This window comes from Pseudomonas sp. Xaverov 259 (genome assembly GCF_019352915.1).
Lineage (GTDB): Bacteria > Pseudomonadota > Gammaproteobacteria > Pseudomonadales > Pseudomonadaceae > Aquipseudomonas.
Window position 1 is genome coordinate 36760 of record NZ_JAAAFV010000031.1, and the last position, 21536, is coordinate 58295.

The window sequence follows — 21536 nt, forward strand, 5'->3', positions numbered from 1 at the left end:
TTAGTGTGCCGCGAGGCTGACGCCCCACAGCCGTGGCGATGACACCGGCCAGGAATGGAAGCCCTGGACGCTGTCGCGCAGCGCCGCGGCTACTGTGCCGTTGTAGATGATCACCATGGGCGTGTCGTGGATCATCATCGAGTGCAACTGGTCGAACAGCGCCTGGCGCTTGGCCGTGTCGCTCTCGCGCACCGCCTCACGCAGTACCGCCTGGGCCTGGGGGTTGTCCCAGACTTTGCGCGGTTCCTTGCTCTTGTCGCCCATCAGCGAATCGAAGCTGGTGGCGGGGTCCAGGCGCGAGGAGTAAGAGAACGCCATCATCTGGTAATTGCCACGCTGGTAGCGCTCCAGTTGGGTGCCCCACTCCAGGGTTTCCATCTGGATGTTCAAGCCACTGGCCACCGCCATTGCCTGGCTGAGCAGGCCCATGTCGAACATCTGCGAATAGCGTTTATTGACGATCATCTTGATCGGCTGGCCGTGGTAACCGGCCTCTTTCAACAGGCGCTGGGCCAGCTGCGGGTCGTAGCGGTAGCCCTGCTTGGCGGTGGCACTGTAGAAGGGGCTGGTTTGTGCGATGGCCGAGTTGTTCGGCTCGGAGGTGCCGTTGGACAGCGCATTGACCATTTGCCCGTAATCCAGAGAATGGGCGATGGCCTGGCGGATGCGCACATCTTTGAGCAGCGGATCGTTGGTCTGGAACAACAAGCCACAGATGGCCATGATCGGGCTGAATGAAATCTGCACACCCGGTGTGGTTTTCAACTCCTGCGCATCGCTGGCGCTGACATTGGGCAGCAGGTCAATGTTGTTGGACATCAATGCCGCCTTGGCCGACGACGGGTCGGGGATCACCATAAAGCGCACTTCATCCACCAGGGCCTGCTTCTTGCCGGTAAAGCCGTCCGGTGCAGCGTCGTCACGCAGGCTGTAGTTGTTAAAGCGCGACAGCACCACGTATTGCCCGGGTTTCCATTCGGTGAGGCTGAACGGGCCGGTGCCGACAGGGGCTTTCCAACTGCCGTCGGCGGCCAGCGAATCGGGGTGCAGGATGCCGCTGCCGGCGCAATCGGGGCGCGCCATCGAAGCCAGGAACAGGCCGCTGGGCTGGTCGAGATGGAACACGACGGTGAGCGGGTCCGGCGTGTCGATGGCGGTGATTTTCGCCCCGCCACGCCCGTCGAATTCGGCCAGGCAACGCCACTGGGTCTTGGGGTTGAGGTAGCGCTCCCAAGTCCACTTCACATCACCGGCAGTTAATGTCGCACCGTTCTGGAAGTGCACGCCTTCGCGTAATTTGAAGGTGTAGGTCAAGCCGTCGTCGGCGCGTTGCACCTCGCGGGCCAGCAACGGGCCAACCGAGGCGTCTTCGCGGTGGGCTACCAGGCCCTCAACGATGTGCAGCATCACGGTGTCGGTATTTTCGTCACGGTTGACGCCCGGCTCGGTGCTGCGGATGTCGGCGTTCAAGCCGACGCGCAAGGTGGTCTGGGCCTGCGCAAGGCCGGCACCGAGTACGAGGGTGACGCACAGCGTGCCATTAAGTAAGCGATTCAAGGGAGATGTTCTCCTTCGCACAGAAGCGGCCTGGGGCAGGAGCCGGCTTCAAGCCTGTTTGAGGTCGTTGTTGTTATGGCCTGAACGGGATCAGTGCCGCGGATGTTTTTGTTTTTTTAAATTCGCCCGGACATACTCACAGCATGGAGTCGGCTTGTAAATGTTTTTTTAAGCACTTAAAAACATTAAAGCCTTCTATTCTTCAACCGATGATGGTTTTTCAGCGCAATAAAAAAGAGGCCGAAGCCTCTGTGGGTGTAAACCAGCGTGCGCCCGCAGGCGCTCGCTTAATGCAGGACCGCCCGCGTAATCAGGTAACTCACCAACTGCGGGTCATCCTCCAGTTCGAGGGTCTGCACCGGGCGCGGCAAATCATCCAGCACGGCGCGCCAGAACGCCTGGGACACTTCATCCTGATCATAGAAACGCACCAGCCAATCGGCCTGGCCGCTGCTCAACACCTGGGTGGCGATGGCGCGGCCGATGCCCTTGCGGCGGTAACGCTTGAGGATGAACAGGTCGGCCAGTTCCAGGGCGTCGATGCCCGGCAGTTCGCTGCCTTCGATCAGCAGGAAGCCGGCGATATACCCGTCCACCAGCAGCAGGTTGGCGCTCCATTGCGGGTCTTGCCAGTAGCGGGTCAGGTGCTCATCGTGGATGTAGAAGCGGCCATCCGCCTCGACATCTTCCTGCTCCCAGTCCGAGGACTCATAGGCGTAATACTGGTAAAGGTTGCGGATCAGCTCGGACGCTTCGGGGCCAGTCTGGATCAATTCAACAGTGGTTTCAGGCATGGGGCTCTCGGTGACAAATCGCAGGGCGCCATTGTTCACAAAACCCGCGCGCAGGCCAATACATTGCATAACCTTTCTGTTTGCTGAACCGATTGCGGATTTGCCCCGTCCAATCGAAATTCCTGAAACATTTAGAATAAACTTCGTCAGCTTCAACCTTTTTCTCAAGGACCTCTATTTTGACCAACGTGTGTTCCGCCGGCCTGGATGTGGGCTTTGCCTCCCTGGATTACCTGCAGATTTTCATCCTGGGCGTGATCCAGGGCATTACCGAGTTGCTGCCGGTGTCGTCCACCGCCCACATGCGTGTGGTGCCCGCCCTGCTGGGCTGGCAAGACCCGGGCTCGGCGTTTTCGGCGGCGATGCAGTTGGCAGCGCTGGCGGCGGTAGTCAGTTACTTCTGGCGCGATGTACGCCAGGTCACCACGGGCAGCATCGGCGCGGTACGCCGGGGCGACTACAACGACCCGTGGTTCAAGCTGGCAGTGGCGATTGTGCTGGCGACCATCCCTATCTGCATTGCCGGCCTGGCCTTGTCCTCGACCCTCAACACCTGCAACTCGCCGTTGCGCGGCCTGATGGTGATCGGCATTTCCTGTGTGGTGATGGCAGTGCTGCTGGCGGTGGCCGAAGTGCGCGCACGCCATACCCGGGACATGGGCCAAATGCGCCTGCGCGATGCACTGATTGTCGGGGTTGCGCAGATTGGCGCGTTGATTCCGGGCGTCTCACGCTCGGGCTCGACGTTGACCGCCGCGCTGTTCCTCAACTTCAAGCGTGAAGAAGCCGCGCGTTTTTCGTTCCTGCTGGGCCTGCCGGCCATCGCGCTGGCTGGTTTGAAAGAGCTGTGGGTGCTGCTGCACGCCGACTTGCCCACCCACGCCTGGCCGCATTTGCTCTTCGGGCTGGTGGTGGCAAGTATCTCGGCGTTCTTCGCGATCTGGGGCCTGATGAAGTTCCTGGAGCGGTTCTCCACCTGGCCGTTTGTGATTTATCGCGCGCTGCTGGGGATCTTCCTGATTGTGGCGGTCAGTACCGGGTTGCTCAGTTAAGACCCGGTTGACGGTCGGCCAGCTCTTCGAGCAAATCGGCCGAAGGCACAAAAAACAGGCCGCCGGTCACGGCGGTACTGAAGTCCAGCAGGCGGTCGTAATTGCCGACCGGGCGGCCGACGAACATGTTTTCCAGCATCAGCTCCAGCGGCTGCGGTGAACGCGCGTAGCCGATAAAGTAGGTGCCGAACTCGCCGGCGCCTGGGCGGCCAAACGGCATGTTGTCACGCAGGATTTTCACTTCTTCGCCGTGTTCGTCGGTGATCACGGTCAAGGCGCTGTGGGAGTTGCTCGGCTTGGTCTCTTCATCCAGTTCGATGTCGGCCAGTTTGGTGCGGCCGATGACCTTCTCTTGCGCTTCCACCGTCAGCTCGTTCCAGGCGCTCATGTTGTGCAGGTACTTTTGCACCAGCACGTAGCTGCCGCCTTCAAACTCCGGGTCTTCATCACCAACGATGGTAAAGCCGACGGCCTTGCGCCCTACCGGGTTCTCGGTGCCGTCGACAAACCCGATGATGCTGCGCATATCGAAGTAGCGAAAACCCTGGACCTCATCCACCACCTTGACGCTGTCGCCCAAGGCCACCATCAGCTGCGTGGCCAACTCAAAGCACAGGTCCATCTGCTCGGCGCGGATATGCAGCAGGATATCGCCAGGCGTCGACGGCGCCATGCGCCCTGGCACGCCGAACTCGCGAAACGGGTGCAAGGCCGCCGGGCGTGGCCCGCCGAACAACCTATTCCAAGCATCCGAGCCAAACCCGCAGACGCAGGTCAGGTTGCCCGCCGGCACGCGCTTGCCCACCGAACGCACCAGCCCGGCGATATCGCCGCACCAGGCGCGCACTTGGTCTTCACTGCCGGGAGCGATGGTTGCAACCATGAAGATCGCGCTGCTGGTGATAGGGTGGCAAACGGACTGCGGCTCAAGAGGTGGCTGAACAGGGCAAGTCTTCATGATGAAAGTCCACAGGCTAAGGGCGGTTTTAACCCGCGCAGATTAGCAGATCATCAATGACAGCTCTCCCACACCTGGTGAATCAGGCTTTTGAGCTTCAGCGCCTCAGCCCAGCGGTCGCTGATTTCACCGCCGTTTGCATCCGTAATCGCATAAGGCGGCGGGCCCAGTTCACAGGTGAATGACAGGCTATCGGGCGTGTCCGGCCGGGCCAGCCAGTCTTCGATCCCGTAGCGCCACCAGCCGGTAAAGCGCTCGACCCAGGCTTGGTGTTGGGGGAAATCCACAGAGACCTGCACCTGTTCACTGCTGGCCACACGGCCGTGAAAGCCCCAGCTATGGCGCAATATCGTGCGTATGTGTTCGTCGTCCTCAGCCGCGCCAGGCTCCGGCAATTCCCGGCCGACGACGTAATGGGACAGGTCGGCCAACAGCTTTAAGTCGGGCATCTGTGCGAGCAGGTCGAGGGTGAACAGCAGGTCGTTGGTAAGGCGGTAGCGGTGGGTTTCCAGCAGGATCGGAAAGTCCACCTGTTCGGCCAGGCGCTGCCAGCCTTCGACCAGCCGGGCCGCCTCGGCCAGCGTACGCGGGCGCACATCGGCCTGCAGTGTGAGATGGTGGCAGCCGTAGCGGCTGATCACATCCAGCGCGGCGGCCAGGTCATCCACCGATTGCGGGAACAGTTGGCCTTCGATCTGCAAGCCCCTGGCGCTGGCGGCAGCGTGCAGGCGCGCGACCTCGGTGGGTTTCCAGTAATGGTCGGTGATGCCGTCGAAGCCGGCGACGGCGATGCGATCGAGCTGGGCTTCCAGCGGCCCCGGCTCGGTTTGCATGGCCCAAAGGGATTGGAACACCAGCAATTGGCGCATATCAGCCTCGCAGCAAATGTTTAAGGGAAACATCCGGGGCGGCCAGGTCGGCCGCATTAAGTGGAATGCGCGCGCTGATCAAGCGTTCGCACAGCTTGATGTCCTTGGCCACGGCATTGCCGAGCGCCCAGCCGCAAGCGCCTTGCAAGTGCCCGTCGGCATCCAGGTGGAACAACAGCAAGCCACCGCCCGGCAGTGCACGGCTGACCGTCATTGGGGTGATGACGCCGACGGTCTGCAAGCCCCAATCGTATTGGTCGGACCAGAAACCCGGCAGCACCTCGAACGGCAACTCACGCCCCAGCATATTCAGCGCGGCGTGGCGGCCTTGGGCTTCGGCATTGCGCCAGGTTTCCTGGCGTTGATACAGGCCGCCCAGGCGAAATTCGCACACATCGCCCGCCGCATAAATGTTCGGCGCACTGGTGCGCAGCTGCGCATCGACGCGAATGCCCTGCCCTACTTCCAGACCCGCCGCTGCGGCCAGTTCGAGATTGGGTTGCATGCCAATGCCGACCACCACCCGATCACACGGCAAGCGCTGCCCATCGACCAGTTGCACCGCGTCTGCCTCAATGGACTCCAGCGCCACATTCAAGCGCACCTCCACGCCCTGCTGACGATGCAAATCCAGCAGCGCGTCGCTGATCACCGCTGGCAGCACCCGGCCCGCCAAGCGCGGGCCTGCTTCAAGCACCGTCACCTGGCAGCCCAGGCTGCGCGCGGTCGCCGCCACTTCCAGGCCGATAAAACCACCGCCGACCACTACCAGCCGCGTGCCGGGGCGCAAGGCGTCGCGCAGGGTCAGTGCCTCATCGTGGGTGCGCAGGTAAAGCACGTTCGCCTGCTCCACAGGCCAGCGTCGCGCGCGGCCGCCGGTGGCCAGCAGCACACCGGCAAAGTCCAGCCATTGGCCGTCGGCCAGTTGCAGCCGCTGCTGTTGCGGCTCCAGGCGCGTGACCGGGTTGCCGGGGATATGTTCGATGCCCAGCGCGGTCATACGCTGGCTGTCGCACAGGCTGCAACCTGCCAGGTCCGCGCTGCCTTGCAGCAAGCCCTTGGACAACGGCGGCCGCTCGTAGGGCAAGTGCGGTTCATCGCCGATCAGGATCAGGCGCCCGGTGTAGCCTTCTTCGCGCAAGGTCAGCGCCGCACGGCCACCGGCATGGCCGGCGCCGACGATGATCAGGGGCGCGTTCATGCTCACGCCGTCACGGCGAGTAAAACCCGCCCCGCTTCGACCCGTACCGGGTAGGTTTTGAGGTTGACGCACACCGGCGCGCCGAGCGCCTTGCCGGAGCGGTAATCAAAGCGCCCGTTGTGCTTGGGGCACTCGATCACGTGGTCCATCACCAGGCCGTCGGCCAGGTGGATTTTCTCGTGGGTACACAGGCCGGCAGTGGCAAAAAACTCATTCTCGGCCGAGCGGTACACCGCGTAAGTGTGCGGCCCATGGTCGAAGCGCAGCACGTCTTCTTCGTCTATTTCGCCCACGGCGCAGACGTCGATCCATTGATCGTTCATGGCGTTTTCTCTTATTGGATGGGGTGAAACTCAGCCAGCAGTGGCTTCGGCATTCATTGGGGCATGGGCGGTGGGTTCTGTGCGTTGGCGCACGGGGCGCTGCACAAAATAGGTCGGGTCGCTGCGCTGCTTCCAGATCGTCGGCAGGATCTCCCTGTACGCCGCAAAAATATTCGCGTACGGCGGTGGGCAATCGTCGCGGATCTCATCGTGCAGTTGCGCCAACGCGTGGTACGGCACCATCGGGTACATGTGGTGTTCGAGGTGGTAGTTCATGTCCATGTAGATAAAGCGCAGCACGCGATTCATGTAGATGGTGCGGCAGTTGCTGCGATGGTCCAGTACGTCCTCGGCCAGGCCCACATGCTGGGTGAGACCGAACAGGTAGCCGAGCCAGGCGCCGTAAAGGCTCGGCAGGCCGACCAGCATCAGTGGCAGCCAGCTGTGCAGGTACAACGCGGTGCCGATCACCAGCGCATAAATGCCGACCCAGATCCGCGCAGCACGGAACACCTTGGGCCATTCGGATTCAGGGATGAAGTCCTGCTCCTGGGCGCTCATCTTGCCGATCGCATGGCGCGCCACGCCGCTGAAGGTTTTCCAGGCCAGGGGCAGGTTGAACAGGCTCAGCCCCATCATCAACAGGCTTGGCGGGCGCGGCTCGACGATCTCCGGGTCACGCCCGACCACGATGGTGTCGGTGTGGTGCCGCGCATGGCTCCAGCGCCATACGTGCGGCTCGAAGATGCACATGAAACTCGCCACCTGGTACAGCCCATCATTCATCCAGCGCGTCTTGAAGGCGGTGCCGTGGCCGGTCTCATGCCAGCGCGGGTTGGATGCGGTGCCGTAGAGCACGCCGTAAGCCATAAAGAACGGCACGCAAGCCCACGAGCCCCAGAACCAGTAGCCGCCAAACCCCGTAACCAGCAGCGCCGACACCCACAGGGCCGTATCCAGCAACGCCGGGCCGTCGCGGCGCTGCATCAGTTCTTTCATACGTTTGCGCGAGATCGGCGATTGATACCAACTGGCCGAGACCAGGCCCTTTTCGGCGGCGCGGGCAGCTTCAGGGCCGGTGAGGCTGTAGTCGCGCCGTGCGCGGTGAGCGGTGTGTTCAGGCATTGTTATTGTTCTCCGCAAGCGTTGGGTAACAGGTGCTTTGCGAACAAACCATAGAGCGCGGATAAATCCGCCTCAAGGCCTTGAATCCATTCCCTATCAAGCTATCATCCAGGCCCAGCGAGGCTTGATAGTTTTCTATCAAGATGCTTGAGAGGCCTGTCATGAACAATAATAAACGCCCGACCATCGCCACTGTCGCCGCCCAGGCAGGCTTGAGTGTGGCCACCGTCGACCGTGTGCTCAACGCGCGTGCGCCGGTCAATCCGCAGACTGCCGAGCAGGTGTTCCAGGCCGCTGAAGCCGTGGGTTATTTTGCCGCACGGCTGATCGGCCAACGCATTCGTGAGCGGCGCCCCACCTACCGTTTCGGCATCCTGCTGCTGGGCACCGCCCAAGCGTTTTACGCCAACCTGGCAGCGTCGATCAGCCAAGCCGCGCAGCATCACGCCACGGCCAACCTCAGTTGCCAGTTTGAGTACATTCTCGACCGCACACCCAGCGCCATCGCTGCACAAATCGAGCAACTGGCGGTGCAATGCGACGCGCTGGCCGTCGTCAGCTTCGCCCACCCGGTGATCAACGCCACGCTGGCGCAGGTTCGCGAAGCCGGCGTGCCGGTGGTCGCGCTGCTGTCGGATATCCACGAACACGCCTTGGAGCCGTATGTGGGCCAGGATAACCACGTGGTCGGGCGCACCATGGGCTGGCTGCTGGCGCGCACCTGCGGCGCACGCAAAGGCAGCGTTGGCATCCTGTTGGGCGGCCATCGTTTTCTCGGCCACCAGGCGCGGGTGGAGGGCTTGCACAGCTACCTGGCCGAGCATGCGCCGGGCCTCAAGCCGCTGGAACCGTTGATCAACCTGGACAACAGCGACATCACTGAAGAAGCCACCCTCGACCTGCTCACCCGTCACACCGACTTGCGCGGCCTGTGCGTGGTGGGTGGCGGTGGTGACGGCGTGATCAATGCCCTGGCGCAGCTGCCCAAACGGCCGTCGCTGTGCTGCATTTTGCAGGAGTCCACCGCGTTGTCGCGTGGGGCACTGAGCCGGGGTTTGATTGATGTGGTGATGGACTCGCAGCCACGGCAGACGGCGACGGCGTTGATCGAATTGCTGGTGCAATTGCAGACCGCCGAGGTGTTTGACCCGCTGCGGCACAGAGTGCATATCCCACCGCAGATCGTGACCTCGGAGAACCTGTCCAACTAATACACAAAGATCAAAAACTGTGGGAGCTGGCTTGCCTGCGATTGCGGTAGGTCAGTTACGCATTTATCGACTGATACTCCGCTAATCGCAGGCAAGCCAGCTCCCACTTTTGACTGGGTTTTGCTTGAAACTTACGGCACGCGAAAATCCCCGGCGCTCAACCCGAACCGGCTCATCTTGTTGTACAGCCCGCCTCGCGACACGTTCAACTGCCGCGCAGCCAAACGGATGTTGCCGCCGGCTGCGGTAAGCGCGGCGACGATAGCGTGCCGCTCATGGCTGCTCAGGTCCTGCGCGGGCTGAGGTTCGTAAGGGCGCAAGGCTGCACGCTGCTGGGTTTCGAGTGGCAAATCGGCCACCTGGATCAACTCACCCATCGCCAGGTTGGTTGCCCGCTCAATGCTGTTTTCCAGCTCACGCACGTTACCGGGCCAGCCGTAGGCCGAGAGCAACTCCAATGCATCCGGCGAAAAACCCTGAACCGCTTTGCGCATCGAACGGGCGCACCGATTGAGAAAATGCCGCGCCAGCAGCGGGATATCGTCACGGCGCATGCGCAACGGCGGCACGGTCAGGTTCAAGACATTAAGGCGGTAGTAAAGGTCTTCACGAAACGCGCCCTCCGCCACCGCCTGGCTGAGGTTTCGATGGGTGGCGGCGATAATGCGCACATTCACTGCGCGGGAGTTTTTCGCGCCGACGCGGGTGACTTCACCTTCCTGCAATACCCGCAGCAAACTGACCTGGGCGTCGAATGCCATGTCGCCGATTTCATCGAGAAAAATCGTGCCGCCATCAGCCAGTTCAAACTTGCCCGCCGAGCCACCACGGGCGGAGCCGGTGAATGCGCCCTCGACATGCCCAAACAGTTCGCTTTGTACCAGGTCCCGTGGGATCGCGCCGCAATTGACCGCCACAAACGGGCCTTTATGGCGCTCGCTACCGTTGTGAATCGCCTGGGCAAACAGCTCCTTGCCGGTGCCGCTTTCGCCGAGGATCAAGGTGGTGGAATCACTGCGGCTGGCGATACGCCCCAAGTGCAACGCGTCCTGGATCGCCCGCGAATTGCCCTGGATGGTTTCAAAGGTGTAGCTGGCCTGGGTGCCGATAATGCGCCGGGTGATTTCGCGGATACGCCGGCTTTCGCGCAGCGACACAATCACCCCGCCCTGCTCCAGCGGGCATACCGACACCAGGCACGCCAGTTGGCTACGGTCGTGCAGGTGGAAGGTGCAATCAAGGTCACGCACGCCCTCGCCGGCCCGCAGCAAAATGGCATCGCTCAGCTCACTGCGGCCCAGGCGCTGGAACGGGCTGCCAAGCAACTCCAGGCCGACGCGGAACAATTGCCGGGCGTAGCGATTGAGCGCCTTGATGCAGCCGCGCTCATCGAGCACCACCAAGCCCTCGTTGAGCACCTCAAGCACAGTCTGTTGCTCTTGCAACAGCGCTTGCAACGCCATCTGCCGCGCCACCGCCTCGGCGGCCGCTTGCACGGTGCCCAGGGTGTGAAAGTGAAACCAGCCAGGTTCGGCGGTGAGCGTCAGCATGGCCAGGGTCTGGCCCTGGGCATTCTTGATCGGCGCGGCGGCGCAATGCATGCGGCGCTCACGCAGGCCACTGCCAAAGTTCTCCTCGGCCAGCACGTACACCAGACGGTCTTCGGCCAGGGCCAGGCCCGTGCAATTGGTGCCCTGTACCGATTCCAGCAGGCGACTGCCAATGGGCGTGATATCCAGCCCGCAAAAATACAGGGTGGTGCCTTCAGCGTCGGTGAGGTTGATATGCCCGCGCGGGTTATAGGCGAGCAAGCCGCGCATGACCTGCGCCGCTGCAGCGATCAGTACGCGGTGGGTTGCCAGGGTTGCCGCCAACACGTCGGGGGCGACAAAACGGTATTGGCTGTCATCCGCGCTGATACCCGCCTCGACACTGCGCCGCCATGAATCCCAGATCACCTGCCGAACTTCAGTCGGGCGCTCGACCCTACCAGCCAGACACGCCTGCCATGCGTGTTCGAGCGCAGGTATCGGGCCTTCGTTCAGGGATGCCGGTCCCAGGGCCGTGAGGTAGTCAAGGTCTTGCACGCTGAAAGCCATGGGAACGGGGGTCATTTCGGCAGTCCATGTTCATGTTTTTGACATGTCAGTATAGACATGTCATCCGACTGAACACATTTTGTCTTCAGAGTTTTATAAACCCTTAAATATCAACTAGTTAAATATTGGCACAGTGCTTGCTCTTTCCCCATAGCCGCTGACAACTGTCCTGCGGCCAACAATAAAAAGGGGTCATTGTATGAGTACGCAGAACATCCGCCTGGGTTTGATCGGTGCCGGTCGCATGGGCAGTTTCCACGGGCTGACGGCCGCCCGGCACATCCCCGGCGCCTGCCTCGCCGCCATCGCTGACCCCACGCCCGGCCAAGCCGCACGCCTGGCGGCGGAGCTGGGCGTGAACACGGTCTACACCGACCCACAACAGTTACTCGACGACCCGAATATCGATGGCGTCCTTATCGCCGCCCCCGCCCGCAGCCACGCCGAGCTGGTGATCAGCGCTGCCCGCGCCGGCAAGGGCATCTTTTGCGAAAAACCCATGGCCATCACCCTCGATGAAGCCGACCGCGCCATCGCCGCGGCTGCCGATGCTCGCGTGCCGCTGCAGGTCGGCTTCAATCGGCGTTTTGCCAAGAGCTTTCGCACCGCCCACCTTGATGTGGCAGCCGGACGCATTGGTACGCCGCAGCTATTACGTTCGCTGACCCGCGACCCGGCGCTCAACAACCCCGCCAACTCACCGCAATGGGTGATCTTCCTCGAAACCCTGATCCACGACTTCGACACCCTGCGCTACCTCAACCCGGGCGCCGAGGCGGTGCAGGTCTACGTGATGGCCGATGCGCTGATTGCGCCGCAATACAAGAGCAAAGGCTTCCTCGACACCGCCGTGGTCACGATCCGCTTCGACAATGGCGCCATCGCCACCGCCGAAGCCAACTTCCAAGCGGTGTACGGCTACGACGTGCGCGGCGAAGTATTCGGCAGCGCCGGTATGCTGAGCATGGGCAGCCTCAACGAGTCTGACCTGGTGCGCTACCTGGCCCAAGGGATCCAGGCCGACACCCAGCGCATGGACACCGACCTGCTGCGCGACGCCTACATTGCCGAGCTCAACCACTTCGTCGAGTGCCTGCGCACGGGCGCCAAGCCTCTGGCCAGCGGCGAAGACGCACGTGCGGCCCTGGCGATTGCCCGCGCCTGCATCGAGTCATCCGAAACCGGCCAGGCCGTGGCCGTGCCAGGAGCCCGCCGATGATCCCGTTTAAACTGGCGGTCAGCGCCGAGATGGTGTTTCTTGACCTGCCCTTTATCGAACGCGTAAAGCGCATTGATGCGCTGGGTTTCAGCGCCGAAATCTGGAACTGGACCCACAAGGACATCGGCGCATTGGCCGCCACCGGTGCCGACTTCACGTCCATGACCGGCTACATCAGCGGCACCCTCACCGACCCCGATGGCATCCGCCAGTTGCTCGACAGCGCCCGCGAGTCCCTGGGTGTCGCCGCACGCCTGAACTGCCCCAGCCTGAACCTGCACGGCACCGGCCTGGGTGACGGCGGCCTGCCGGTGCAGCCGGTGGGCCAGACCACCGGGCGCATGTGGCTGAGCGCATGCAAGACCCTGGAAAAAATCGCCCGGCTGGGCGAAGACGCCGGCCGCGTGTTTCTGCTGGAAAACCTCAACACCGACGTCGACCACCCAGGCGTGCCGTTCGCCCGCGCCGACGACACCCTGGCCCTGATCGAAGCCGTCGGCAGCCCGCACCTGAAGATGAACCTGGACCTGTACCACGCGCAAATCGGCGAGGGCAACCTGATCGAGCTGATCCAGCGCGCAGGCAGCGCCATCGGCGAAATCCAGGTGGCCGATGTGCCGGGCCGCAAGGAGCCCGGCACCGGCGAGATCCACTACCCGGCCATTGCCAGGGCGCTGCACGCCATCGGCTACAGCGGCGTGGTCGGCCTCGAAGGCTGGGCCAGCGGCGACAGTGAGCTGGCGCTGCAACGCTTTCGCCAGGCCTTTACCCTATAACAATAAAAGGAACACCCGCATGCCTCGTTACGCATTGATCGTTGCTGCTTTTTTACTGCTGTTCAGCCAATGGACCTTCGCCGCCTACCGCATCGGCGTGAGCATCGCCCGGGTTGACGATAACTTCATGACCTACGTGCGCACCGGCCTCGAAGCCGCCGCCAAACAACAGGATGTACAGATCCAGTTCGAAGACGCCCAGGGCGATGTGGTGCGCCAGCTCAATCAGGTCGAAGGCTTTCTGAACCAGAAAGTCGACGCGGTGATCGTGCTGCCGGTGGACACCGCCGCCACCGCCAACATGACCCGCGCCGCCGTGGCCGCGAAGACACCGCTGGTGTACGTCAACCGCCACCCGGACGAACGCACGCTGCCCAAAGGCGTGGTCACGGTGGCCTCCAACGACATCGAAGCCGGGCAATTGCAGATGCGCTACCTGGCGGAAAAACTCGGCGGTAAAGGCAATGTGGCGATCATCATGGGCGACCTCGCGCAGAACGCCACCCATGACCGCACCGAAGGCGCCAGGCAAGTGCTCAAAGACTTTCCGGGTATCAAGGTGGTCGAGCAACAAAGCGCCGAATGGCAACGCAGCAAGGGCATGGATTTGACCAGCAATTGGCTGCTGGCGGGCGCCCAGTTCGACGCCATCGTGGCCAACAACGATGAAATGGCGATTGGCGCGGCCATGGCGTTGCAGCAGGCGGGCAAGGCCAAGGGTGAAATCGTGATTATCGGTATCGACGGTTTGCCTGATGGCCTGGCGGCGATCAAGCGCGGCATGCTCACTGCCTCGGTGTTTCAAGACCCCAAGGCGCAGGCCACACAAGCCGTGGAGTCGGCAATTCGGATGATCAAGGGCGAGCCGATTGAATCGGAAGTGTGGGTGCCGTTTGAGTTGATCAAGCCGGAACAGGTGGCGGTGTTTGAGCAGCGCTACAAATAGATCGGAACCTGTTGAGATCCAAATGTGGAAGCGGGCTTGCTCGCGAAAGCGCAGTGTCAGTCACCCTTTTTATAACTGACCCACCGCATTCGCAGGCAAGCCAGCTCCCACAGTTTGATCGAGTTTCAGTCCAAAATCGGTGTATTTCAACCGCCTCGGCCAACGCAACGTGTGGGTGCAGTTCGAGCAGCGCTACAAATAGTTTGGAAGAATATGGAGCTCCAACTGTGGGAGCGGGCTTGCTCGCGAAAGCGCAGTGTCAGTCACCCTTTTTATAACTGACCCACCGCATTCGCGAGCAAGCCCGCTCCCACAGTTTGATCGAGTTTCAGTCCAAAATCGGCGTGTTTCAACCGCCTCGGCAAGCGCAACGTGTGGGTGCAGTTCGAGCAGCGCTACAAATAGTTTGGAAGAATATGGAGATCCAAATGTGGGAGCGGGCTTGCTCGCGAAAGCGCAGTGTCAGTCACCCATTTCATAACTGACACTGCGCAATCGCAGGCAAGCCAACTCCCACATTTTCGACCGGGTTTCAGTCCAGGTCGGTGGCGTCGTGACGCTCAGCCAGTTGTTCCGCAGGCTCGCCGGACACCCGGTTCACCCGCCGCCCACGCTGCACCGCCGGCCGTGCTTCAATCGCCTCGGCCCAGCGCAGTACATGCTTGTACTCGTGCACCGACAAAAACTCCGCTGACGCCCCATACAAACGGCCTTTGACCAAGCCGCCATACCACGGCCAGATCGCGATATCGGCAATGGTGTACTCATCGCCTGCAATGTACTCACTCACTGCCAGGCGCTGGTCGAGCACGTCCAGTTGACGCTTGGTTTCCATCGCAAAACGATTGATCGGGTATTCCATCTTGCTCGGCGCATAGGCGTAAAAATGCCCGAAGCCGCCACCCAGGTACGGTGCGCTGCCCATCTGCCAGAACAGCCACGACAAACACTCGGCCCGCGCAGCAGGCTCGGTGGGGAAGAACGCGCCGAACTTTTCGGCCAGGTACTGCAGGATCGCACCCGACTCGAATACCCGAATCGGCGTGTCACCACTGTGGTCCATCAAGGCCGGAATCTTGGAGTTCGGGTTGACTGCCACAAAGCCGCTGCCGAATTGGTCGCCGTCGCCGATCTTGATCAGCCACGCGTCATATTCCGCGCCGGTGTGTCCCAAGGCCAGCAGTTCTTCGAGCAGGATGGTGACCTTCTGGCCATTCGGCGTAGCCAGGGAATACAGCTGCAACGGGTGTTTGCCGACCGGCAACTCTTTCTCATGGGTCGCACCGGCAATGGGCCGGTTGATGCTGGCGAAAGTGCCGCCACTTTCGGTGTCCCAGGTCCAGACCTTCGGGGGTACGTAGTCGCTCATACTCACTTCTCCTTGGTTTCAATACTGTTCGATGCAGCCAGTTGGGCCACGTTCCATCCGCCACCCAGCGCCTTGATCAGGCCCACATTAGCGCTTAATTGCTGGGTTTGCAGTTGCAGGACACTGCGCTTGGCTTCCAGCGCCGCCACTTGGGCGGTCACCACATCCAGATAGGCCACGGCGCCCTGGCGATAACGCGAGGTCGACAGGTCTTCGGCGTATTGCGCGGCGGCGGCCGCGTCACGCTGGTCATCCAGGGCACTGCCCAGGCCTGCGATCTGCGACAGGTTGTCTTCCACTTGCTCGAAAGCGCCGAGCACCACGCCACGGTATTTGGCCGCGGCCTCGTCGGTGGCGGCCTTGGCGATATCCACCTGGGCCTGGCGCGCGCCGCCATCAAATATCGTACCTACCAAAGACGGGCCGATGGCCCAGAATAGATTCGGCGCGCTGAGCAAACGGGCAAACTCGTCACTCTGATAACCGCCCTGGGCACTCAAGGTGATCTGCGGGAACCACGCAGCCTTGGCCACGCCGATACGCGCATTGGCCGACGCGATGCGACGCTCGGCAGCGGCGATATCCGGACGGCGTTGCAGCAGGCTCGACGGCACGCCGGTGGGTACGTTGGGCAAGGCAATCGGCGCCACATTGACGGCGACGGTGTAGGTTGATGCCGACTCACCGAGCATGGCCGCAATCGAATGCTCCAACACTGCCCGTTGTACCAGGCTCTGGTTGAGCTGCGACTTGACCGTCGACAGCTGCGTGCGCGCCCGCGCCACGTCCAGCCCGGACACGATCCCGCCGCCGTGCAAGCCTTCGGTCAGGTTCAGGGCTTTGGTGTAGGCGTCGCGGGTCTGCTCCAGCAGTTGGTTCTGCCAGTCGATACCGCGCAGGCGAATGTAGCTGTCGGCCAGTTGCGCTTGCAGGCTCAGGCGCACCGACGCCAGGTCAGCCTTGGCCGCCTCCGAGTCGCTGGTGCCGGCCGCAACCGTGTCGCGCACGCGGCCCCACAGGTCGACTTCATAGTCCACCTCCAGGCCCAGCGTGGCGGAGTTGTAGACGTCCGGCGAGGTGGCCGAGCGCAGCGGCTTGGTGTCCGACTGGCGAATACGCTGGCCGCTGCCGATGGCCGAGAGCTTGGGGAACAACCCCGAACGGTCCTGGGCCAGGAACCCCTGGGACTGCTGGTAATGCGCGAGTGCCGCGCTCAGGTCCGGGTTGTTGTTGAGCAACTGCTGCTGCATCGCGTCCAGCTGCGGGTCGTTGTAGATGCGCCACCAGCCATCACGGCTGGCTTGGTCGTTGGGCACACCGACGCTCCACGGGCCTTGGGTGTGAAACTGCGCGGCGATGGGTGTTGGCGGCACTTCAAGCGGCGGCGCCAACGAGCAGGCACCCAGGCTCAGGGTGGCGAGCAGGCCCAGCAGGTTGCGCTTAGCCATGGGGTTTGGCCTCGGCGGAAGCGGCAGCCAACTGCACCGAGTCATCATCGGCCAGGCCATCCGGCGGCGTATCGATCACGCGGTCGGCCGCTTGCAGGCCGCTGGCGATCTCCACACTGTCGCCAAAGTCACGGGCGATGGTGACGGTCTTGAAGTGCACATGGTCCTGGCTGTCGAGGGTGGCGACGCGCATGCCCTTGTCATCGAACACCAGGGCACTGGACGGTACGCGCAGCACGTCGGCCTGCACCGGCAAATCAAACTGCACGCTGGTGTAGCCACCGGGCAGCAGGCGGCCGCCGGGGTTGTCCACCAGCAGTTGCACCAAGGTGCTGCCGGACGCGGCGTTGACCGCATCGGCGGTGGCGATCACCTTGCCGGTGAAGGTTTCGCCGCGATACTCCGGCACACTCAAGCGCGCGGTGGTGCCTTCGCGAATCTGCGGCGAGAAGGTCTGCGGCACCTGTACATACACGCGCAGGCGGCTGACATCAGCCACCGCAAACAGCTCTTTGCCGGCGGTGCCGCCGGCGCTGATCAACGCGCCCACGTCGGTACTGCGCGCGGTAACCACACCGGCAAACGGCGCGACCAAATGCTGAAAGCCCTTGGTCGCCACCAACTGCTCGACATTGGCTTTGGCCGCCGTCACTTTGGCCTGTTTGGCGGTCAGGTCGCCGGTACGTTCGTCAACGTCCTGACGTGACACCGAGTCGGTCGCCAGCATCGCCTGCCAGCGCTTGGCGGTGGTTTCGGCCAGGTGTTCATCGGCCTGGGCCGAGGCCAGGGTGGCGCGGGCTTGCAGCAGTTGCTGGTCGAGCTCCGGGGTGTCGATTTCGGCCAATACCTGGCCGGCTTTGACGCGCGTGCCGATGTCGACATTCCAGGATTTCAGGTAGCCATTGACCCGGGCAAAAATGGACGCCCGCGAATAGGCCTCCATGCGCCCCGGCAAATTGAGTACCGGGCCTTGCGCTTGCACCACGGGCTTGACCAGGTTGACGCTGGGCAGTGCCTGCGCGTCGGTCCAGGTCTTGAGATCACGCGACTCACTGGCACGCACGCTCAGGCCGACACCGACGATGACCACGACTGTCACCGCGCCCACGATCAGCCACAGCAGGCCACGGGACGACTTTTTTTGAGCAATGGAAACGGACATGTCAAACCCCTTGGGAAACGGTAGTCGCCAGCGTGGCGTGTTGGCGACGCCCGTGGACAAGACTGAAAATCAATGGCACCAGAATCAACGTGGCGATGGTGGCAAACGCCAGGCCTCCGATCACCGCACGCCCGAGCGGCGCGTTCTGCTCGCCGCCCTCGCCCAGCCCCAGGGCCATGGGCGCCATGCCAATGATCATCGAGATGGCGGTCATCAACACCGGCCGCAGCCGCGTGAAACCGGCCTCCAGCGCGGCCTGCACGGCATCGCCATGCACGGCCAGGCGCTCACGGCAGAAGCTCACCACCAGGATGGCGTTGGCGGTGGCCACGCCCATGCACATGATCGCCCCCGTCAAGGCGGGCACCGACAGCGGCGTATGCGTGACAAACAGCATCCACACAATGCCCGCCAATGCCGCCGGCAACGCGGTGATAATCACAAACGGGTCGGCCCAGGACTGGAAGTTGACCACGATCAGCAGGTAGATCAGCACCACCGCGCCCAACAGGCCGAACAGCAAGCCACTGAAGGCCGCGTTCATGGTCTGCACCTGGCCCTGCAAAATCACTTTGGAGCCGGTCGGCACTTCACCGGCGTGGGCGGCGATGATCTTCTGGATATCGGCGGCGACGCCGCCCAGGTCCCGGTCCTGAATCGCGGTCAGCACCTCAACCACCGGCTGGATATCCGACTGGCTGAACACCGAACTGCTGTGGCTGCGCTGGATATTCGCCAGACCGCCCAAGGTCTGGTCGGTGGCCGCGCCATTGCTGCCGCTCAGCGGCAGGTTGTGCAGCGCGGCCAGGCTTTCCAGGTTGTATTGCGGGGTTTGCATCACGATCGGGTAGGAAATGCCGTTGGCCGGGTTCAACCAGAATGTCGGCGCCACCTGGCTGGAACCCGCCAAGTTGACCACCAGGCTGTTGGTCACATCCCGTTCGGTGAGGCCGACCAACTGCGCGCGGGTGCGGTCCACGTCGATATTGAACGTCGGCAATTGCCGCGACTGCTGGATACGCGCATCCACCACCCCCGGCACCCGGCGAATATCACGCAGTAGCGCGCTGGCATAGGTGAAGTTGCCCGCCAGGTTATTGCCGGTGATTTGCAGGTCGATCGGTGCTGACGAACCGAAGTTGAGAATCTGCCCGACAATGTCCGAAGCCGGGAACGAGAACACCGCGCTCGGGAATTCCCGTGGCAGGCTTTCGCGCAATTGGCGCATGTACTCAGCGGTCGGGCGGTGGCCTTCGTTGAGGCTGATCTGGATATCGGCATCCTGGGAACCCACGGTGCCGGTGTTGTTGTACACCACGTTGATACCGCTGATGGACAGGCCGATGTTGTCGACCAGGGCTTTAAGCTCCTGGGCCGGGACTTTGCGCCGGATGGCGTCTTCGATGTCGGCGATCAGGTGCGCATTACTCTCCACCCGTGTGCCCACCGGAGCGCGGACGTGCAACAGAATCAGCCCGGAATCGACCTCAGGGAAGAAGTTGCGGCCCAGGAACGGCACCAATGCAAACGACACGGCGACAAACGCCAGCAGGCCGATCACCACCGCGCGACGATGGTGCAAGGCGCTGTGCAACACGCGGTGGTAACGCTCGCGAAAGGCTTCAAAACGCTTCTCGAAACCGCGCTGAAAAGTCACCAGCGGGTTGCGCGACGGTGCATGCCCATCGTCGCCGTGTAGATGCGGTTTGAGCAGGTAGTTGGCCAGCGTCGGCACCAGGGTCCGCGACAGCAGGAAGGAAGCGATCATGGCAAAGATCACCGCTTCGGCCATCGGCACGAACAGGAAGCGCGCCACACCTTCAAGGAAAAACATCGGCACAAACACGATGCAGATACACAGCAGCGAGACAAACGCCGGCGTCACGATCTGCGCCGCACCGTCGAGGATTGCCGTCTGCACCGGCTTGCCCTGCTCCAGGTGCCAGTTGATGTTCTCGATGGTTACCGTGGCATCGTCCACCAGAATGCCGACGGCCAGCGCCAGGCCGCCGAGGGTCATGATATTCAGGGTTTCGCCCAGCGCCGAAAGCGTGGCAATCGAAGCCAGAATCGCCAGTGGAATCGAGGTGGCGATGATCAACGTCGAACGCCAACTGCCGAGGAACAGCAAAATCATCAGACTGGTCAGCGCCGCCGCGATCAAGCCTTCACGGGCCACGCCGCTGATGGCCGAGCGCACGAACAGCGACTGGTCGCCGATCAGGTCGATATTCAGGTTCGGCGGCAACGCAGCCTTGTTGTCGGCAAGCTTTTCTTTGATGCCGGCGATCACGCCCAAGGTCGACGCCGAACCGGTCTTGAGTACCGGCAGCAGCACCGAGCGGTTGCCGTTCACATGCACGATGTTGGTTTGCGGCGGGTTGCCGTCACGCACGGTGGCCACGTCACGGATCAGCACGGTGGTGCCGTCGGCGGTCTTGATCGGCAGGTTTTCCAGGTCATGGAAGTCCGACGGCGAGTTGTTCAGTTGCAGGTTGAATTCGTAGCTGCCGATCTTCTGGGTGCCTACCGGGGTGATCAGGTTCTGCGTGGCCAGGGCGGTGGCGACGTCCTGCGCCGACAAGCCACGGGCTTGCATACGCGCCGAATCGAGGTCGATCTGCACCTGCCGGCTCTTGCCGCCAAACGGGTATGGCAGGGCCGCGCCGGGCACGCTGGTGAGCATCAGGCGCACCTGGTTCAGGCCGATATCACCCAGGCGTTGCTCGCTCAGGCCCGGCCCAGAGAGTGCAAGCTGCACGATCGGCACGGTGGAGGCGCTGTAGTTGAGTACCAGCGGCGGCACGGTGCTGGGCGGCAATTGCCGCAGGATCGCCTGGGACACCGACGTCACCTGGGCGTTGGCGGTACTGATGTTGACGCCGGGCTGGAAGAAGATCTTCACAATGCCGTAGCCGTTCATCGACTGCGCTTCGATATGGCGAATGTCGTTCACGGTGGTGGTCAGCACCCGCTCGAATGGCGAGGTGATGCGCCCCGCCATCTGATCAGGCGGCAAACCGGTGTACTGCCAGATCACCGCAATTACTGGAATGCGGATTTCCGGGAAGATGTCGGTCGGCGTGCGCCAGGCCGCCAGCGGCCCGACAATCAGGATGAAAATGGCCAATACCACAAAGGTATAGGGGCGCAGCAAGGCGATGCGCACGAGGTTGAGCATAGGAAGTGATCCAGACAGGAGATTGGTCGGTCAAGCAGGCTTCGCCATGCCGTTTTCCCGCCTCGCCCCATGCACTGCCTGGGGATTTTGCAACGACATCCAGGTCACAAAGAGGCATATGCCACGATATCGATTTTAGTGGCATACGCAACTAATTTGTTTCAAGCTGTCTCAGTATTCATCTGGAACGTCAGTTCGGTCCGAAAGGCCTTGTCCTGACAGGTCGCGCAGGCATAATCAGTCGCG

17 protein-coding genes are annotated in these 21536 nt (G+C 62.3%); 5 read left to right on the forward strand and 12 right to left on the reverse strand.

Annotation, left to right across the window (positions count from 1 at the left end; all coding sequences use genetic code 11):
• On the reverse strand, positions 1–1557 hold the full coding sequence (locus K0H48_RS10845; RefSeq protein ID WP_219267455.1) for an ABC transporter substrate-binding protein: 1557 nt from the start codon (positions 1555–1557) through the stop codon (positions 1–3).
• Between the two features lie 287 nt (positions 1558–1844).
• Positions 1845–2351 (reverse strand): GNAT family N-acetyltransferase, encoded by a 507-nt coding sequence (locus K0H48_RS10850; protein WP_138815047.1) that lies wholly within the window; start codon positions 2349–2351, stop codon positions 1845–1847.
• Between the two features lie 179 nt (positions 2352–2530).
• Between K0H48_RS10850 and K0H48_RS10855 the strand changes: the two genes are divergently transcribed.
• A complete protein-coding gene (locus K0H48_RS10855; RefSeq protein WP_219267456.1) occupies positions 2531–3403 on the forward strand; it encodes an undecaprenyl-diphosphate phosphatase in 873 nt (290 codons plus the stop codon).
• Here K0H48_RS10855 and K0H48_RS10860 read toward each other — a convergent pair.
• From K0H48_RS10860 to K0H48_RS10880, 5 genes are read right to left on the reverse strand one after another with little or no spacing between them, the layout of a single operon-like run.
• Positions 3396–4361, reverse strand: a complete 966-nt coding sequence (locus tag K0H48_RS10860; protein ID WP_219267457.1) for a Dyp-type peroxidase — start codon at positions 4359–4361, stop codon at positions 3396–3398. The genes K0H48_RS10855 and K0H48_RS10860 overlap by 8 nt on opposite strands.
• 53 nt (positions 4362–4414) lie before the next feature.
• Positions 4415–5230: a sugar phosphate isomerase/epimerase gene (locus K0H48_RS10865; protein WP_219267458.1), complete on the reverse strand. Its 816-nt coding sequence runs from the start codon at positions 5228–5230 to the stop codon at positions 4415–4417.
• 1 nt (position 5231) lies between these two features.
• A complete protein-coding gene (locus tag K0H48_RS10870) occupies positions 5232–6431 on the reverse strand; it encodes an NAD(P)/FAD-dependent oxidoreductase (protein ID WP_219267459.1) in 1200 nt (399 codons plus the stop codon).
• 2 nt (positions 6432–6433) lie between these two features.
• Entirely contained in the window at positions 6434–6754 is a 321-nt protein-coding gene (locus tag K0H48_RS10875) for a MocE family 2Fe-2S type ferredoxin (RefSeq protein WP_017134582.1), read from the reverse strand.
• A 30-nt stretch (positions 6755–6784) separates the two neighbouring features.
• Complete coding sequence (locus tag K0H48_RS10880; RefSeq protein ID WP_219267460.1) at positions 6785–7879, reverse strand: fatty acid desaturase family protein; 1095 nt, start codon at positions 7877–7879, stop codon at positions 6785–6787.
• A gap of 161 nt (positions 7880–8040) precedes the next feature.
• On the opposite strand from K0H48_RS10880, the gene K0H48_RS10885 reads away from it, so the two are divergent.
• Positions 8041–9090, forward strand: coding sequence for a LacI family DNA-binding transcriptional regulator (locus K0H48_RS10885; RefSeq protein ID WP_219267461.1), 1050 nt, complete (start codon positions 8041–8043; stop codon positions 9088–9090).
• A 131-nt stretch (positions 9091–9221) separates the two neighbouring features.
• Here the strand turns inward: K0H48_RS10885 and K0H48_RS10890 are convergent, their stop codons facing one another.
• On the reverse strand, positions 9222–11204 hold the full coding sequence (locus K0H48_RS10890; RefSeq protein WP_219267462.1) for a sigma-54-dependent Fis family transcriptional regulator: 1983 nt from the start codon (positions 11202–11204) through the stop codon (positions 9222–9224).
• Positions 11205–11388: 184 nt separating this feature from the next.
• On the opposite strand from K0H48_RS10890, the gene K0H48_RS10895 reads away from it, so the two are divergent.
• Genes K0H48_RS10895 through K0H48_RS10905 form a run of 3 tightly spaced genes read left to right on the forward strand, consistent with a single transcriptional unit; the run spans position 11389 to position 14130 of the window.
• Positions 11389–12408 carry a Gfo/Idh/MocA family oxidoreductase gene (locus K0H48_RS10895; protein WP_219267463.1) on the forward strand — a complete coding sequence of 340 codons (1020 nt, stop codon included), beginning with the start codon at positions 11389–11391 and terminating at the stop codon, positions 12406–12408.
• A complete protein-coding gene (locus tag K0H48_RS10900) occupies positions 12405–13184 on the forward strand; it encodes a TIM barrel protein (RefSeq protein ID WP_219267464.1) in 780 nt (259 codons plus the stop codon). Before K0H48_RS10895 ends, K0H48_RS10900 begins: the two co-directional genes overlap by 4 nt.
• Before the next feature lie 19 nt (positions 13185–13203).
• Entirely contained in the window at positions 13204–14130 is a 927-nt protein-coding gene (locus K0H48_RS10905) for a sugar ABC transporter substrate-binding protein (RefSeq protein ID WP_219267465.1), read from the forward strand.
• A 532-nt stretch (positions 14131–14662) separates the two neighbouring features.
• On the opposite strand, the gene yghU is transcribed toward K0H48_RS10905, so the two are convergent.
• Genes yghU through K0H48_RS10925 form a run of 4 tightly spaced genes read right to left on the reverse strand, consistent with a single transcriptional unit; the run spans position 14663 to position 21290 of the window.
• Complete coding sequence (gene yghU, locus K0H48_RS10910; protein WP_219267466.1) at positions 14663–15499, reverse strand: glutathione-dependent disulfide-bond oxidoreductase; 837 nt, start codon at positions 15497–15499, stop codon at positions 14663–14665.
• A gap of 2 nt (positions 15500–15501) precedes the next feature.
• Positions 15502–16947: an efflux transporter outer membrane subunit gene (locus K0H48_RS10915; protein WP_219267467.1), complete on the reverse strand. Its 1446-nt coding sequence runs from the start codon at positions 16945–16947 to the stop codon at positions 15502–15504.
• Complete coding sequence (locus tag K0H48_RS10920; RefSeq protein WP_219267468.1) at positions 16940–18109, reverse strand: efflux RND transporter periplasmic adaptor subunit; 1170 nt, start codon at positions 18107–18109, stop codon at positions 16940–16942. Before K0H48_RS10920 ends, K0H48_RS10915 begins: the two co-directional genes overlap by 8 nt.
• 1 nt (position 18110) lies before the next feature.
• Positions 18111–21290 (reverse strand): efflux RND transporter permease subunit, encoded by a 3180-nt coding sequence (locus K0H48_RS10925; protein WP_219267469.1) that lies wholly within the window; start codon positions 21288–21290, stop codon positions 18111–18113.
• Between the last annotated feature and the right edge of the window lie 246 nt (positions 21291–21536).

Excerpts from the sequence above, each read along its gene's own strand:
- K0H48_RS10850 (WP_138815047.1), bottom strand. The coding sequence starts at position 2,351 with ATGCCTGAAACCACTGTTGAATTGATCCAGACTGGCCCCGAAGCGTCC.
- K0H48_RS10860 (WP_219267457.1), bottom strand. The coding sequence starts at position 4,361 with ATGAAGACTTGCCCTGTTCAGCCACCTCTTGAGCCGCAGTCCGTTTGC.
- K0H48_RS10865 (WP_219267458.1), bottom strand. The coding sequence starts at position 5,230 with ATGCGCCAATTGCTGGTGTTCCAATCCCTTTGGGCCATGCAAACCGAG.
- K0H48_RS10870 (WP_219267459.1), bottom strand. The coding sequence starts at position 6,431 with ATGAACGCGCCCCTGATCATCGTCGGCGCCGGCCATGCCGGTGGCCGT.
- K0H48_RS10875 (WP_017134582.1), bottom strand. The coding sequence starts at position 6,754 with ATGAACGATCAATGGATCGACGTCTGCGCCGTGGGCGAAATAGACGAA.
- K0H48_RS10880 (WP_219267460.1), bottom strand. The coding sequence starts at position 7,879 with ATGCCTGAACACACCGCTCACCGCGCACGGCGCGACTACAGCCTCACC.
- K0H48_RS10885 (WP_219267461.1), top strand. The coding sequence starts at position 8,041 with ATGAACAATAATAAACGCCCGACCATCGCCACTGTCGCCGCCCAGGCA.
- K0H48_RS10890 (WP_219267462.1), bottom strand. The coding sequence starts at position 11,204 with ATGACCCCCGTTCCCATGGCTTTCAGCGTGCAAGACCTTGACTACCTC.
- K0H48_RS10895 (WP_219267463.1), top strand. The coding sequence starts at position 11,389 with ATGAGTACGCAGAACATCCGCCTGGGTTTGATCGGTGCCGGTCGCATG.
- K0H48_RS10900 (WP_219267464.1), top strand. The coding sequence starts at position 12,405 with ATGATCCCGTTTAAACTGGCGGTCAGCGCCGAGATGGTGTTTCTTGAC.
- K0H48_RS10905 (WP_219267465.1), top strand. The coding sequence starts at position 13,204 with ATGCCTCGTTACGCATTGATCGTTGCTGCTTTTTTACTGCTGTTCAGC.
- yghU (WP_219267466.1), bottom strand. The coding sequence starts at position 15,499 with ATGAGCGACTACGTACCCCCGAAGGTCTGGACCTGGGACACCGAAAGT.
- K0H48_RS10915 (WP_219267467.1), bottom strand. The coding sequence starts at position 16,947 with ATGGCTAAGCGCAACCTGCTGGGCCTGCTCGCCACCCTGAGCCTGGGT.
- K0H48_RS10920 (WP_219267468.1), bottom strand. The coding sequence starts at position 18,109 with ATGTCCGTTTCCATTGCTCAAAAAAAGTCGTCCCGTGGCCTGCTGTGG.
- K0H48_RS10925 (WP_219267469.1), bottom strand. The coding sequence starts at position 21,290 with ATGCTCAACCTCGTGCGCATCGCCTTGCTGCGCCCCTATACCTTTGTG.